The organism is Enterococcus sp. DIV0901a, assembly GCF_051711525.1.
Classification (GTDB): Bacteria; Bacillota; Bacilli; order Lactobacillales; family Enterococcaceae; genus Enterococcus_B; species Enterococcus_B faecium.
Window position 1 is genome coordinate 285084 of record NZ_JBIOMW010000001.1, and the last position, 14232, is coordinate 299315.

General features: G+C 37.7%; 17 protein-coding genes. 12 read left to right on the forward strand and 5 right to left on the reverse strand.

The window, feature by feature from the left end; all coding sequences use genetic code 11:
- Positions 1-25: 25 nt before the first annotated feature.
- The 9 genes from msrA to IGL70_RS01430 all read left to right on the forward strand — a co-directional run bounded on the left by msrA (position 26) and on the right by IGL70_RS01430 (position 8815).
- Positions 26-859, forward strand: a complete 834-nt coding sequence (msrA, locus tag IGL70_RS01390; RefSeq protein ID WP_002338584.1) for a peptide-methionine (S)-S-oxide reductase MsrA — start codon at positions 26-28, stop codon at positions 857-859.
- 113 nt (positions 860-972) lie between these two features.
- Entirely contained in the window at positions 973-1929 is a 957-nt protein-coding gene (locus tag IGL70_RS01395; RefSeq protein ID WP_002321245.1) for an aldo/keto reductase, read from the forward strand.
- Between the two features lie 287 nt (positions 1930-2216).
- Positions 2217-2915: a FadR/GntR family transcriptional regulator gene (locus IGL70_RS01400; RefSeq protein ID WP_002287585.1), complete on the forward strand. Its 699-nt coding sequence runs from the start codon at positions 2217-2219 to the stop codon at positions 2913-2915.
- Positions 2916-3064: 149 nt separating this feature from the next.
- Positions 3065-4381: a PTS sugar transporter subunit IIC gene (locus IGL70_RS01405; protein WP_002287584.1), complete on the forward strand. Its 1317-nt coding sequence runs from the start codon at positions 3065-3067 to the stop codon at positions 4379-4381.
- Positions 4382-4396: 15 nt separating this feature from the next.
- Positions 4397-5812 (forward strand): glycoside hydrolase family 1 protein, encoded by a 1416-nt coding sequence (locus tag IGL70_RS01410; RefSeq protein ID WP_002324343.1) that lies wholly within the window; start codon positions 4397-4399, stop codon positions 5810-5812.
- 463 nt (positions 5813-6275) lie between these two features.
- The gene (locus IGL70_RS01415; protein ID WP_002287582.1) at positions 6276-6596 is read left to right on the forward strand and encodes a PTS sugar transporter subunit IIB; all 321 of its coding nucleotides are present in this window, start codon (positions 6276-6278) and stop codon (positions 6594-6596) included.
- A gap of 25 nt (positions 6597-6621) precedes the next feature.
- Positions 6622-6939, forward strand: coding sequence for a PTS lactose/cellobiose transporter subunit IIA (locus IGL70_RS01420; RefSeq protein WP_002287579.1), 318 nt, complete (start codon positions 6622-6624; stop codon positions 6937-6939).
- 28 nt (positions 6940-6967) lie between these two features.
- Positions 6968-8221, forward strand: a complete 1254-nt coding sequence (locus IGL70_RS01425) for a PTS sugar transporter subunit IIC (protein WP_002287577.1) — start codon at positions 6968-6970, stop codon at positions 8219-8221.
- Between the two features lie 129 nt (positions 8222-8350).
- On the forward strand, positions 8351-8815 hold the full coding sequence (locus IGL70_RS01430) for a GNAT family N-acetyltransferase (protein ID WP_010727264.1): 465 nt from the start codon (positions 8351-8353) through the stop codon (positions 8813-8815).
- A 28-nt stretch (positions 8816-8843) separates the two neighbouring features.
- Here IGL70_RS01430 and IGL70_RS01435 read toward each other — a convergent pair whose 3' ends face one another.
- The 5 genes from IGL70_RS01435 to IGL70_RS01455 form a co-directional block, all read right to left on the reverse strand.
- Complete coding sequence (locus tag IGL70_RS01435) at positions 8844-9164, reverse strand: YrhK family protein (RefSeq protein ID WP_002287574.1); 321 nt, start codon at positions 9162-9164, stop codon at positions 8844-8846.
- 30 nt (positions 9165-9194) lie between these two features.
- On the reverse strand, positions 9195-10328 hold the full coding sequence (locus IGL70_RS01440; protein WP_002299903.1) for an alcohol dehydrogenase catalytic domain-containing protein: 1134 nt from the start codon (positions 10326-10328) through the stop codon (positions 9195-9197).
- Between the two features lie 377 nt (positions 10329-10705).
- Entirely contained in the window at positions 10706-11002 is a 297-nt protein-coding gene (locus IGL70_RS01445) for a hypothetical protein (RefSeq protein ID WP_428862423.1), read from the reverse strand.
- A 99-nt stretch (positions 11003-11101) separates the two neighbouring features.
- Positions 11102-12796, reverse strand: a complete 1695-nt coding sequence (locus IGL70_RS01450; protein ID WP_104873856.1) for an oleate hydratase — start codon at positions 12794-12796, stop codon at positions 11102-11104.
- Between the two features lie 56 nt (positions 12797-12852).
- Positions 12853-12981 (reverse strand): hypothetical protein, encoded by a 129-nt coding sequence (locus IGL70_RS01455; RefSeq protein ID WP_002287569.1) that lies wholly within the window; start codon positions 12979-12981, stop codon positions 12853-12855.
- Here IGL70_RS01455 and IGL70_RS01460 point away from each other — a divergent pair.
- The 3 genes from IGL70_RS01460 (at position 12980) to IGL70_RS01470 (ending at position 14147) form a co-directional block, all read left to right on the forward strand.
- Positions 12980-13228, forward strand: a complete 249-nt coding sequence (locus tag IGL70_RS01460; protein ID WP_002321251.1) for a hypothetical protein — start codon at positions 12980-12982, stop codon at positions 13226-13228. The two genes, IGL70_RS01455 and IGL70_RS01460, sit on opposite strands and share 2 nt — an antisense overlap.
- A 191-nt stretch (positions 13229-13419) precedes the next feature.
- A complete protein-coding gene (locus tag IGL70_RS01465; RefSeq protein WP_002287567.1) occupies positions 13420-13785 on the forward strand; it encodes a DUF1622 domain-containing protein in 366 nt (121 codons plus the stop codon).
- On the forward strand, positions 13782-14147 hold the full coding sequence (locus IGL70_RS01470) for a DUF1622 domain-containing protein (RefSeq protein WP_002287564.1): 366 nt from the start codon (positions 13782-13784) through the stop codon (positions 14145-14147). Before IGL70_RS01465 ends, IGL70_RS01470 begins: the two co-directional genes overlap by 4 nt.
- Positions 14148-14232 lie beyond the last annotated feature (85 nt).

The following is a 14232-nucleotide window of genomic DNA, read 5'->3' on the forward strand; positions in this document are numbered from 1 at the left end:
TCTTCTTCGGAAAGGAGGAGAATCTATGGATGAGGAACAAATATTCATTCAAACACTTTATAATCTGATTTTGAATCCGAATACACGAGATTGGGAACGAAAAGTATTGATTCAGACAAAGAATGACACAAGAGAAAATATATCCGTTAAAGAACAGTTATCAAAACTAGAAGCAACACTACGTCCATTAGCTATCCGAATGAATCTGACGCCTGATGTAATGGACTTTTATTTATTGATTACGGAAGGATTTGATAAGGAGCAAAAATATGACTTTTCCAAGCATGCCATGCAAGATGCTGACTATCAAGAACGTGCAGTATTTGCAGGGGGATGTTTCTGGTGTATGGTCGAGCCGTTTGAATCGAAAAAAGGGATCCTATCTGTTTTGTCAGGATACACGGGCGGACATGTTGAAAAACCAAATTATGATCAAGTAAGTGGTGGTTACACAGGTCATGTGGAAGCTGTGGAGATCATTTATGACACAAGAGAAATAAGTTATAGCGAGTTGCTGACAATCTATTGGCAAATTACTGATCCCACAGATACATTTGGACAATTTCAAGATAGAGGGAAGCAATATCGTCCAGTGATTTTTTATCAAGACGAACGACAAAAAGAATTAGCGGAACAATCAAAACAGAAACTAGACAGTTCAGGAACTTTCCACCAACCAATCGTCACAAAAATCGAACCAGCCGGTACGTTTTGGCCAGCAGAAAACTATCATCAGCAATTTTACAAAAAACAACCGAAACGTTATAAAAAAATCCAGCAAGCACGTAATCAATTTCTGATCTATCAACGAGTAAAAAACAAATGGCAAAAAAATATACGAAAAAATCATTTTGAGTAACTCCTTTTCTTTAAAATGTAGTAAACTAAAAATAGAAAACAAGAAAGCGTTTTAAAAAGATTTGATGAGGAGGAGAAAAATTGTATATTGCAGATAGTGCACGTTATGAAAAAATGGAATATCGTAAATCCGGTCATTCAGGTTTGAAATTACCGATTTTATCTCTCGGATTATGGCAAAATTTTGGTGATTATGATCCTATCCATAATCAAAGAGAGATTTTAAGAGGCGCATTCGACATGGGAATTACCCATTTCGACCTTGCGAATAATTATGGAGGCCCTGCTGGAGCTGCAGAGAAAAACTTTGGGCGTATTTTTAGAGAAGATTTTCAAGCCTACCGTGATGAACTGATTATTTCTAGCAAAGCAGGTTATCATATGTGGGAAGGGCCATATGGGGAATGGGGCTCTCGTAAATCCATCATTTCAAGTTGTGACCAAAGTCTCCAAAGAATGGGGCTAGATTATGTTGACATCTTCTATCATCATCGCCCAGACCCTGATACACCTTTGGAAGAAACAGCAGAAGCTTTGATGCAACTTGTAAGACAAGGAAAAGCATTATATATTGGTATATCCAACTATAATGGAGAAGATACAAAAAAAATGACTGAAATTTTAAAAAGAAAGGAAGCACCGTTCATTATTCATCAGATGCGCTACAATATGTTTTCTCGTGCACTACTAGAAGACGATCTATCTCCAGTATTAGAAGAAGAAGGGCTAGGGGCAATCACGTTCAGTCCGCTTGCTCAAGGGTTGCTGACAAATCGTTATCTACATGGTATTCCTGAAGATTCTAGAGCACATCGTAAGGAAATACCATTCCTTTCAGAAGAACAAGTTGGATCAACTCTGGAAAAAATCAAAGCATTGCAAACAATCGCCGTATCACGAGGACAATCATTAGCGCAAATGGCCCTTGCATGGAATTTGCGACAAAAATCTGTTACAAGTGTACTGGTCGGAGCAAGTCGGTTAAGTCAGTTACAAGAAAGTGTTCGAATGATGGATAATTTAGATTTCTCACCAGAAGAAGAATTGAGAATCGACCAAATTCTAGAATAGAAACGATGTAATCAAACTTTTTATCCATATATTAAAAAAACAAAAGATGACATCAAGAATCGAATGAAGATCGTCTGTTATTGAACATCATATTTTTTGTCGTTCAAAATAAAAATGATCGAAGGCTAGGAGTGAATTTTATCCTAGTCTTTTTTATGGTAAATATCTTCTTCGTTTGTATGTCTATGAACGGATTAATCAATTTTGTATACAAAAAATCATCAGATGATTCAAACGTGTTATAATAATTACGAAAAAATACATCAGATGAAAAGGAGGTATGTGGTTTGGAAGAAAATAAAACCCTAGTAGAAGTAACTACTGACAAGATCCTTAGATATTTAAAGGAAATGCAGTTGCAAGTAGGAGATAAACTGCCGAATGAATATGAATTGTCCGATTATTTAGAGGTGGGGCGAAGCACGGTGCGAGAAGCTGTGCGGGCTCTAGCTTCCAGGAATATCCTTGAAGTTCGGCAAGGAGCGGGGACATTTGTCAGTGATAAGCGAGGGATTGCCAATGACCCACTCGGTTTTTCTTTGATTGAAGATCAGGATCGGATGATACGAGACTTATTTGAACTGAGATATTTATTGGAGCCTAAGATGGCAGGTTTGGCAGCGGAATATGCAACGAAGAATCAAATCGTCCAAATGAAAAAATTAACGCAAAAGATTGAAACTTCTTTTCGAGAAGGCACACAAGAACATGTTCAATTAGACATCGATTTTCATACGATGATTGCAGAAGCTAGCGGAAACGTAGCCTTGCTGCATATTATCCCAATCATTAATGAATCAATTGCTTTGTTTAATAAAAATTATGATATCCAGCATCTGAAAATCGAGACGATCGATATTCATACAGAGATCGTTCAGGCCATCGAAAGGCGGAATGCACTTGCTGCGTTTGATGCAATGACTGTCCATATGGCAATAAATCGGAGAGAATTGCAGAAAATAATAGGAGAAAAAGAAACTAATTGACAGTTCATCTGATGTATTTTATGATAAATACATCAGATGAATTTTTGTTTTATATTTGGTAAAAAAGAGGAGTAAATAGTTTCTGTTCATCGAAATGTAAGCGCTGACTAATAGACAAAAAGAGATGACGTCAAGGAGAAGAAGCAGGAATGAGGGGATCTGGAATGAGTTTTATGGATAAATTAGCCAATGTTTTAGGGAACGTGGCAACGAGAATCAATAATTTAAGGTATATCATGGTGATAAAAAACGCATTTGCTGCATTGATTCCGGTAATTATTACGGGTGCTTTTGGCACATTGTTTTCAGCAATGGTCTTTGACTCGGAAAATGGCTTAGCACAGATAAGTTTCTTGCGTTTTTTAGAAGAATTAAAGCCTATCGCATCTGCCATCAGCTATGTCACACTAAGTTTCTTGACCATCTATGCTGTTTTTCTGATAGGGATCGAATTAGCCAAGCTGAATAAAGTGGATGGTGTATTCCCTGGTATCATCGCAGTGATGTCTTATTTATCTGTTAATCCAACTGTTTATGAATTAGTGAATGAAAATCAGACTGTTATAGTAGAAAACGTATTGGCTAAACAATATACAGACACGAAAGGGTTATTTTTGGGAATGTTGGTCTCCATCCTTTCTATTGAACTTTATTGCTGGTTGAGGAAACAGAAGAAACTACAGCTGAGAATGCCTGATACCGTGCCAACGAATGTTTCTGCTAGTTTTTCTGCTTTATTCCCGACGATTCTGACTGTATCGGGTATCGCGGCTGCGGGATTTATCATCAAAGAACTTACAGGAATGTACCTTTATGATATCATTTACAATGTCGTACAACGCCCATTAGAAGGTGTCGTACAAGGGTTACCGGGTATTTTGCTATTGATGTTTATTGCGCAAGTCTTTTGGGTGATTGGTATCCATGGAAATCAAATGGTGAAGCCGATACGGGAACCGTTGCTTTTAGCGGCAATTGCTGTAAATACGGAAGCTTTTGAAGCTGGAAAAGAAGTACCGAACATTATTACTATGCCATTTTGGGATATGTATATGAGTATGGGCGGGTCTGGAGTCACGATCGGTTTACTGATTGCAGTATTGTTAGTTGGAAAACGGGAAGATATGAAACAAATCACCAAGTTATCCCTTGCTCCTGGGATCTTCAACATCAATGAACCAGTTATTTTTGGTATGCCGATCATGCTGAATCCAATTTTAGCTATTCCGTTTATCTTAACGCCTCTTATCACAGGAACGATTGGTTATTTTGCAACCGCTTTAGGGTTTGCGGCGAAAGCAGTTGTAATGGTCCCTTGGCCAATGCCGCCGATCGTCAATGCTTATCTGGCAACAGCAGGAAATATCGGTGCAGTTATTACGCAACTTGTTTGTATTATTGTTTCTATTTTGATCTATCTGCCATTTGTAAAAGTAGCAAATCGTGTGGAAAATGATGGGATCTAAAAACAGGAGGAAATCATGAAAATTACTATTCCAAAAAATTTTATTCTTGGTGCTGCATCTTCTGCTTGGCAAACGGAAGGTTGGAAAGGAAAAAAAGAAGGACAGGATTCATTTATAGATAGCTGGTATAAAAATGAACATTTTGTTTGGCATAATGGGTATGGCCCAGCCGTAGCAACTAATTTTATGGAACAATACCAGCAGGATGTGGATCTGATGAAATCCATCCATCTGACACATTATCGGACTTCTATCAATTGGGCTCGTTTTTTTACTGATTATGAGAACTGTATAGTAGATGAAGAATATGCTCAGCATATAAGTGAAATGATCGACTCTTTGATCGAAGCAGACGTAGAACCGATGATTTGTTTGGAACATTATGAAGTCCCAGCTTTTCTTTTGGAAAAATATGATGGCTGGTCTTCAAGAAAAGTAGTTGATTTTTATGCTAAGTATGCTCAAATTGCCTTTGATCGTTACGGTGATAGGGTAAAAAACTGGTTTACATTCAACGAACCAATCGTTCCCCAAACGCGTTGCTATTTGGATGCTGTTCGCTGGCCGCATGAACAAAACACAAAAAAGTGGATGATGTGGAATTATCATAAAGTTTTAGCAACGGCTAAAGCAGTAGAGATTTACCGCAGCGGAAATTATGGTGGAAGGATTGGCTGTATTTTAAATCCTGAAATGGTCTATGCTCGATCCAATTCTCCAGAAGACCAAAAAGCTGCTTATATGTATGATTTGTTTTATAATCGAGTATTTTTTGATCCGATGGTAAAAGGGTACTACACAGAAGAGTTCCTGGAGTTGTGTCAAAAACAATCGATTTATTTCGATCCTGCAACAGAGGATTTAGAAACGATTCAGCATCATACAGTAGATTTCCTTGGAATCAATCAATATTATCCTAAACGCGTTCGCGCCCCTCGTTATCAATGGAATGAAGAGACACCTTTCCATCCAGAACGATATTATGAAGTCTTTGATTTACCTGGGAAGAAAATGAATAATTCCAGGGGATGGGAAATCTATCCGAAAATCATGTATGATATAGCCATGTATCTAAAAGAAAATTATCATAATATCCCTTGGCTGATAACAGAAAACGGTATGGGAAGAGAATATGAAGAACAGTATATGGATGAGAAAGGAATCGTGCAAGATGATTACCGTATCGAATTTATCGGACAGCATTTGCGTTATTTGATCAAAGCAACAGAAGAAGGCGCAAATTGCGAAGGCTATATGTTATGGGCATTCACTGACTGTGTGTCACCAATGAATGCATTTAAGAATCGATATGGATTAGTTCGAATCGAATTGAACGATGAACGAAGCAGAACATTGAAAAAATCTGCTTCGTGGTATCAGACTTTGATTGATAAGAGAGAATTGGATTTGCCTGACGAAATCTATAAATAAATAGAAGTTTTTTGTAGATGTTCATTGTATTTACTGGTTATTTGAAATAAAAGAGGTTGTGAATCCAGCGTTTTGAGCTAATACCCAGGGTCAGCTGATTGAACACCGTTTATTGAGAGGTTGTGAAAAAGCTGTCCTGCATCAAGTAATAAGAACAGCAAAGTAAAAACAACATCTTATGTTTTTAACTTGGTTGGACTTATTACCGCAGATGCAAGCTTTTGAATACCGTTTATTCGAAAGAAGTTGTGACAAGTTTTGTGTCACAACTTTTTTTGTGCACGTTAAAAGAAAAAAGGTAATAAAAATTAATTTGTGTGTTTAGTGTGCGCTTTCTTTTTTAGTGTGTATGCAACTTGGTATAGACCTTAAATGTGATGATATCAACTTTTTAAAGCGCTTTTAAAGTTGGCACGCTACTTGCTTATATACAAGTGTAAGTATAGAAAGGAACGTGTTTAAAATGGAAAAGAAAACAATCATGCTTGTATGTTCAGCTGGAATGAGTACAAGTCTCCTAGTCACAAAAATGCAAAAGGCAGCAGAAGCAAAAGGAATGGAAGCAGACATCTTTGCTGTATCTGCTTCAGATGCGGATAATCAACTAGAATCTAAAAATGTAGACGTTTTACTTTTAGGACCGCAAGTACGCTTTATGCAAAATCAATTTGCTGAAAAGCTAGCACCTAAAGGCATTCCTTTAGATGTAATCAATATGGCTGACTATGGCATGATGAATGGTGAAAAAGTACTCGACCAAGCAGAAAAACTAATAAACAAATAATAAAAATTATCGGAGGATACAATAAATGGAAGATCAAAAAAATCTGGAAGCCATCATGGGTCTGATCATGTTTGGCGGAAATGCAAAAAGCGATGCAATGGAAGCGATTGCTGCTGCGAAAAAAGGTGATTTCACTTTAGCAGATGAAAAAATCAAAGATGCAGAGGAATCTTTAGTCCAAGCACATCACTCTCAAACAGAGATGCTGACACAAGAAGCACAAGGAAATCACGTTGAAGTCACGCTTTTGACGGTCCACAGTCAAGATCATCTGATGACATCTATAGCTTTTACAGATTTAGCAAAAGAGATCATTGATCTGTATCGTCGATTGAACGCGTAATCTACAGTAAAGAAAAGAGGGAAGATTTATGGATAAATTTGTTGCATTTATGGAGAAACATTTTATACCTGTAGCATCAAAAATTGGTGCACAACGGCATTTAGTTGCGATTCGGGACTCATTTATGGTGAGTATGCCGTTAATGATCTTAGGAGCATTAGCAGTAATGATCAATAACTTACCGATTCCCGGGTTCCAAGAATTGATGAACTCAATTTTTGGTGGTGAATCATGGAAAGGATTCGGGGCTGCTGCTTGGAACGGTACATTTGCCATTCTTTCTGTCTTGATTGCTTTCTTGCTTGCTTATCATTTAGCTAATGGCTACCGAAAAGACGGTGTTTCCGCAGGTGTTATTTCTTTAGGCTCTTTCTTCGCTTTAGGCGGAGCATTAGGTATGAGCTCAAACGGTTTGTTTATTGCTATTATTGTTGGGATTATTTCAACAGAAATCTTTGTACGTTTAAGCGGAAATGAAAAATTGATCATCAAAATGCCTGATGGTGTGCCACCGGCAGTTGCAAAAGCATTTGCTTCATTACTACCAGCAATGATCACTATCTCTGCGTTTGCTTTAGTTGCTGCAATTTTTGCTGCATTCGGTGTTGATGATATCGTAGGTTCTTTCTATACAGTGGTCCAAGAACCATTTATGGGACTTGCAAACTCTTATCCATCTGCCTTACTGCTTGCATTTATCACACCATTCTTATGGTTCTTTGGTTTACACGGAGCGAATATGGTCGATCCTTTGATGCAAACAATCAATGCGCCAGCCATTGAAGCAAACGTTAATGCAATCGCAGCTGGACATAGCGCACCGTTTATCGTGAACAAACCTTTCTTTGACAGCTTTGTCAACTTAGGAGGAACAGGTGCAACTTTAGGTTTACTGTTAGCTATTTATTTAGTAGGACGTAAAAACAAACCATATATGGTTGTAACAAACTTGTCGATTGCGCCAGGTGTCTTCAATATTAATGAACCAACGATGTTTGGGTTACCTATCGTGTTGAACCCGATCATGTTCATTCCATTTATTTTGACACCAATGGTCTTAGTTAGTGTTGCTTACTTTGCGACTTCTACAGGTTTAGTGCCAGCAGCTACCGTTATGCCTCCATGGGTAACTCCACCAATTATTGGCGGTGTATTGGCAACAAAAAGTATTGCAGGTGGTGTACTAGCCGCTGTCAATTTGGTTCTTTCTATTTTGATCTATCTACCGTTCGTCAAGGTAGCTACGATCCAAGAAAGAAGAAAAGAAGCTTTAGATGCTTGATTAATCAAAAAACGGAGAACAAGTGATTGTTTTTCGTTTTTTTTTACATCACTATTGTTGTCATTGCTAATTTTCATAAAGACTTGTATAATTTTTGTAAACGTTTTATTTTAGTCGGAGGTTTAAACATTGGTTACATATAACTGGATCAAATTAAGAGAACACCCAGAATTAGTAAAACAAAGCGCGAATTGGTTTTCATCAAAATGGGGAGTTCCTGCTGTTGTGTATGAGGAAAGTATTCGTACTGGAATCGCTAATAAGGAAAGTATTCCTCAATGGTATGTGGTCTTAGATGAAAAAGAAACCATCGTCGGAGGAGCGGGCGTCATTGAAAACGACTTCCATAACCGCCCTGATTTGACACCAAATCTTTGTGCCCTGTTTGTTGAACCGGAAAAGCGTAAGCAGGGGGTAGCCAAGCGGATATTAGCGGAAATCAGAAAAGAAATGCATCAACTTGGGTACGAAAAACTTTACTTAATTACAGATCATACCACGTTTTATGAACGATACGAGTGGACATTTTTGACAATGGTCAAGGAAGAAAGTGGGACGACCGCTCGTCTGTATCAAAGTGATACGATAGGGTGAAAAAAGAGGCATGAGATTTGAAAAATTCTCATGCCTCTTTTTTTTTGCTTGTTCTCTTCATTGCTTTTTTTTCGTCGTAAATAAAAATGTTCCTTACGATTCTGAGAATAGGACGAATCGTCAAGAAAATAGCACCAGCCAAATAAAAATAGGTGCCATATCGATCGGGGATTTTAGTTAAGGAAGCAAGGCTTCCAAAAATATAGAAAATCCCGGTTAATAAATCGACAGCCAGTGAGATCAATGTGTAACGATTTTGGAAATAGAAGCGGAAGCGACGTCCTCGTATTTCGATATCTTCTTCTTTTCCTATTTCGATCTCATGGGTATTTCGTTTGATTTTGGGCATAAAGAAAATCACCTGTATTTTTTACTGAATTCAAGGTTTCAAAACAACTTTTATATTTTTATCTTCTTTTTTGTCAAAGATCTCATATGCTTGTGCTGCTTCTGATAGTGGCAGCGAATGAGTAATGATTTGTGTAGGATCGAATAGTCCTTCTGCAATCATTTCGTAAATTTTTGGCATTAGATGGATAATTGGTGCCTGTCCATGCTTGACAGCGATATCCCGCATAAAAAATTCTTGCAGCGGGTAAGAAGAAGCTGGAGTCATATAAACACCAGTTACTTGGACTGTTCCAAATTTTTTGACAGCTTGCGATGCCATCTGTAATGGAGAGATTGTGCCGCTTTGTAAGCTTACTAAATTTTTCGCTTTTTCTTTGACAGGCTCTAATCCGTCCATTCCTACACAATCGATAATGACATCTGCGCCACCTTTAGCCAGTTCATACAATTCTGTTCCAGCTTGTGCCGTGTCTTCTAAGAAATAAGTTTCAACCCCATTGTAATTAGCCGCTTTATCTAGACGGTGCTGTACTGGATCTACTGCGATTACGCGCTCTGCTCCAGCCATAACAGCGAATTTTTGAGCGAATAGACCGACTGGACCAGAACCTAGAATCACAACTGTATCGCCTTTTTTTACTCCTGCGTTTTCAACGCTCCAATAAGCTGTGGGCAAAATATCTGATAGAAATAAAACTTTTTCATCAGGAAGATCATTATCTGGTACAACAAATGAAGTAGAGTCTGCATAAGGAACTCTTAGATATTCCGCTTGACCACCCCAATGATTACCGTTCAACTTGCCAAATCCGAAAAGTCCGCCATATAACTGATCTGGATTTGATTCATCACATTGGCTTTCCATGTGATTCAGGCAGAAATGACAATGACCACAACTAATATTAAAAGGGATAACCACACGTTGCCCTTTTTTCAATGTTTGAACTTGAGATCCCACTTCTTCAACGATTCCCATTGGTTCGTGTCCTACAACATACCCTTTTTCCAAAACTGCTTCACCATGATGGTAAAGATGCAGATCGGAGCCGCAAATGGCTGTTGCTGTGATACGGATGATTGCATCTGTTGGTTCTAATATTTTTGGATCATCTACGTTTCTGATTTCCATTTTCTGTTTTCCTTGCCAAGTGACTGCTTTCATTGGAGATGCTCCTTTCAGATTCATAAAATTGTCTGCATTATTAGTACTACAGATAATTTCATTTTAAAGGAGATCTTACCTTTTTGATAATGAAACGCTTTTTTTCTTAAATGAAACATTCTATAGTCTTATGTATTTGTGTTCGGAGAGGTGTGTTTCCGATTTTTTAGTGTAATGGTAATCATTGAAATAGTTGTATCCGTTAGATGATGTTGGATTGGCAAGAGAGTAAACGTTGAAAAAATGGTTGTTTTCAAAAAGAAACAGACATAAATAAAAAGAGGTTATGACAGAAGGGATCAGTTTCTCGGTATTAAGTCAAATTTATGCAAAAACGTGAGGAACCATTTTCACAAAATTTTTCTTCATACTCGAAACTAAACGCCTTTTTCATAACCTCTTGGTAAACGGTGTTCAAAAGCTTGCATCTGCGGTAATAAGTCCAACCAAGTCAAAAACATAAGAAGCTGTTTTAGCTTGGGTGTTCTTATTACTTGATGCAGGGCAGCTTTTTCACAACCTCTTGGTAAACGGTGTTCAAAAGCTTGCATCTGCGGTAATAAGTCTAACCAAGTCAAAAACATAAGAAGCTGTTTTAGCTTGGCTACTCTTATTACTTGATGCAGGGCAGCTTTTTCATAACCTCTTGGTAAACGGTGTTCAAAAGCTTGCATCTGCGGTAATAAGTCCAACCAAGTCAAAAACATAAGAAGCTGTTTTAGCTTGGGTGTTCTTATTACTTGATGCAGGACAGCTTTTTCACAACCTCTTGGTTATTCAAACATTTTTTTTGCGGCACGAGCTAGAGTAGGAATATCTTTGTCGTAACGCGGTGTTTTGACAAGACGGGACATAGGAATACCCGCAAAATGGAAAGCAGCGATTTCTCCAGAACGTACAGCACTTTGTTCAGTAAAGATCATCTGATAAGGCTGCTCGACAAATTCTCCTGTAAAGGCCAGATTGGTCGAATGTTTAGGAATGACTTTTGGTCGATCGCTTTTGGCACGATTATTGAACAACGCGGAAGCATAAGGCATATAGACAGGGATATTATTTATTACGCTGTCGAAAATTTCTGTTTCTTTTTCACGAATATTCACTGGTCCAGGATCTACTTTTGAAAGTTGTCCAATCAGTTCTTCTAGCATTTCTTTTCCATTCATTTTAATATACTGTTTATCCACAAATTCGCCACGTCGTCTTGGATAAAGGAAATAACCCCAAATAACTGTTTCATTTGGTTTCTGAGACGTAAAATGCGGTTGATGATGCACGACGATAGACATATTGACATCTTTTTGGCCTAACGGCGTGATCGGTGTGGTTGAAATAAATGAATTCAAGGCATTTCCTGGTTCTTGAGTCGTGATACGGGTGATTTCATTCAACAACAAATGGTTTTTCGTCGTCAGGGTAAAGCTGACCCATTCGCTTGCATCTCGATCAGCAAAGAATTTGTCAGGATTTCCCAAGTTGTAGAAACGTTCACTGGCTTTTTTCCAGAGACTAGAAGCTGCACCATAATCCATATTTTCTACAGCTGGTATTTCGTAATCTCCTAAAGTAGCTGAATCTGTAATGGACCCATTAGTGAAAATAACTGCTGTATCTTCATCGACCACAACGTGTTCTTCTTCTTGAGTCAGTGTATTGGTCATTTTCAAACCAGTCACAGTGATTTCATCTTGCATCGGTGTTTCTTTGAATTCCCAGTCAGTGACACGGCGGTTCAAAATGATTTTGCATCCTTGTTCTTTCAAGTACTCGATCAAAGGAAGCATAATACTTTCGTATTGATTGTAACGTGTTCGATTGACGCCCACTAGATGTTCGATTTGAGTGAATTCATAAATCATTTGATGCATATAGCGACGCAATTCTTGAGCAGAACTACGTGTTCTGAAAGCAAATGTTGTTTCCCACATAAACCAGAAGTTTGTTTCAAAAAAGTGTGGATCATCTTTGAAATATTCTTCGATAGTGATATTGTCTAGTTTTTCTTCTTCTGAATCAGGCATAGCAATCAGTTTAGTCAGAAGAATACGGTCTTTATTATTGAATCCCAGTTTTCCGCCATCAATGATTCCTTTGCCACCTTCCATCAAACGTGCTTTGTCAAAGGTTCGGTGTTTTGCATCAAAATCTCTCGTATCTTCTTCAGCAGTCATCCCTGGCTCAGTAACAGAAGGTATTCGACTTAACAGATCCATCAAATCTACATAGGTACGGTAATTAAGCATGCGACCGCCTCGAGCAATATAGCCTTTTTGGTTTTCTAATGGATGGTTTTTATTCCAATATTCATCCACTACAGTGTCGGTCGGTGCACCATCATTTGAACCGTGATCATCCAATGAATAAAAGGTGATCTGATCCCCTTTCCATTTGCCTTCTTGAATCAAATAAACAGCCGCTGCCATATTGGCAATACCGGCACCAATCATTATTGCTTTACTTTTTCTCATTGTGATTCCTCCAATGTCTTCCAAGTATGTCCGTAGTGATTCAACGAAATAGGATGCTAGATTGATTCGAATTCATCATATAAATGACTGTCATCTTCGAATAGTCCTGTCTTTTTTCCTAGATATGCAGCGCCAAGGGCAAGCAAACCTAAACCGATGCCGACTTTGATTAATTTTTTACTCATGAAAAACGCCTCCTTGTTTTCTCTTTCTATATCCAAGGATAGTTCGTTTTTATTAGAATGCCAAATGATAGGACGAGAAGAAAAAGGAAATTTTGACAAAAAAGAAGAAGTGTCTGATTTTCCTGTAAATAAAAATAGGGTAGGTAAGAAGAAAAGATTTGAGGAGGTGTATGGTTCTATTTTTAGAAATTTGGGTACAAAAAAAGCACCGAGACAGTGCTTCTTTGAAAAGCTGATGACGGACTAAGCCTTATTTTAACTTGCTACGTTGTTTTGGATACTTCCACGATTTATGGATGGAGGGAGAAAAATGGGAGAGTGAAAAAGAAAAATTTAAGCGAACCGTTATCATTAGAACAACTTTTAAATAGACGAACAAGGTAACTTTCTTTTACAATAAAAGAATAGGAACAAATTAAAAGAAAGTAGGTAGCGTATATGTTTCGCTCAAATTTAATTGAATTTCTAGAATGGATCATTGCTATTTTAAATATTTGTTCTATCGGTATCTTAATTGTCGGGATCGTTCTTGTTCTATTCAAACTTTTTGATTGGTCTCATGTCAAGAAAAACTATGCAGAACGTAATACTCGTAATGCAGATACAAGAAAACTGCTAGCAAGTTATATTTTGTTAAGCTTGGAAGTACTAGTCGTTGCTGATATCATCGAGTCAGTTATCAAGCCGACTTGGACAGATATTTTGAAGCTTGCACTTATTATTATCATTCGAACAGTCATTTCTTATTTCTTGAATCAGGAAATAGAAGACAAAGAAAAACAAAGAAGAGGAGAGGTAGGATGACGACAGAGTTGATGCAGTTTCTTCTTCCATATTTTGAAAAACTTGTACTGGGACTTGATATCTTTGCTATCTGTTTATTGGTTTGGGGTGTTTGTCTATCAATCAAGGATTTTTTGAAATATTTATTTGTCCATACAAAAGTGCAAAGCGACCGAGTCAGCGAGAACAATGCTATTAAAAAGATGTTGGGAGGCTATATACTTCTAAGTTTGGAAATTCTTGTTTCAGCTGGGATCATCGAATCGATTATCAAACCTACCTTGCAGGATATTTTCCAACTAGCGGCGTTGGTAGTTATCCGAACCATCATTTCTTATTTTTTAAATAAAGAGATCGGACCCGTAGATGTCCAAAATAAGTGAGGTTGTGAGCCTGACGTGTATCAAGAGATTGTTACAGAAATGGGCATCTTCAACAAATAAGAGGCTGTGACATGATCTTTGTCAC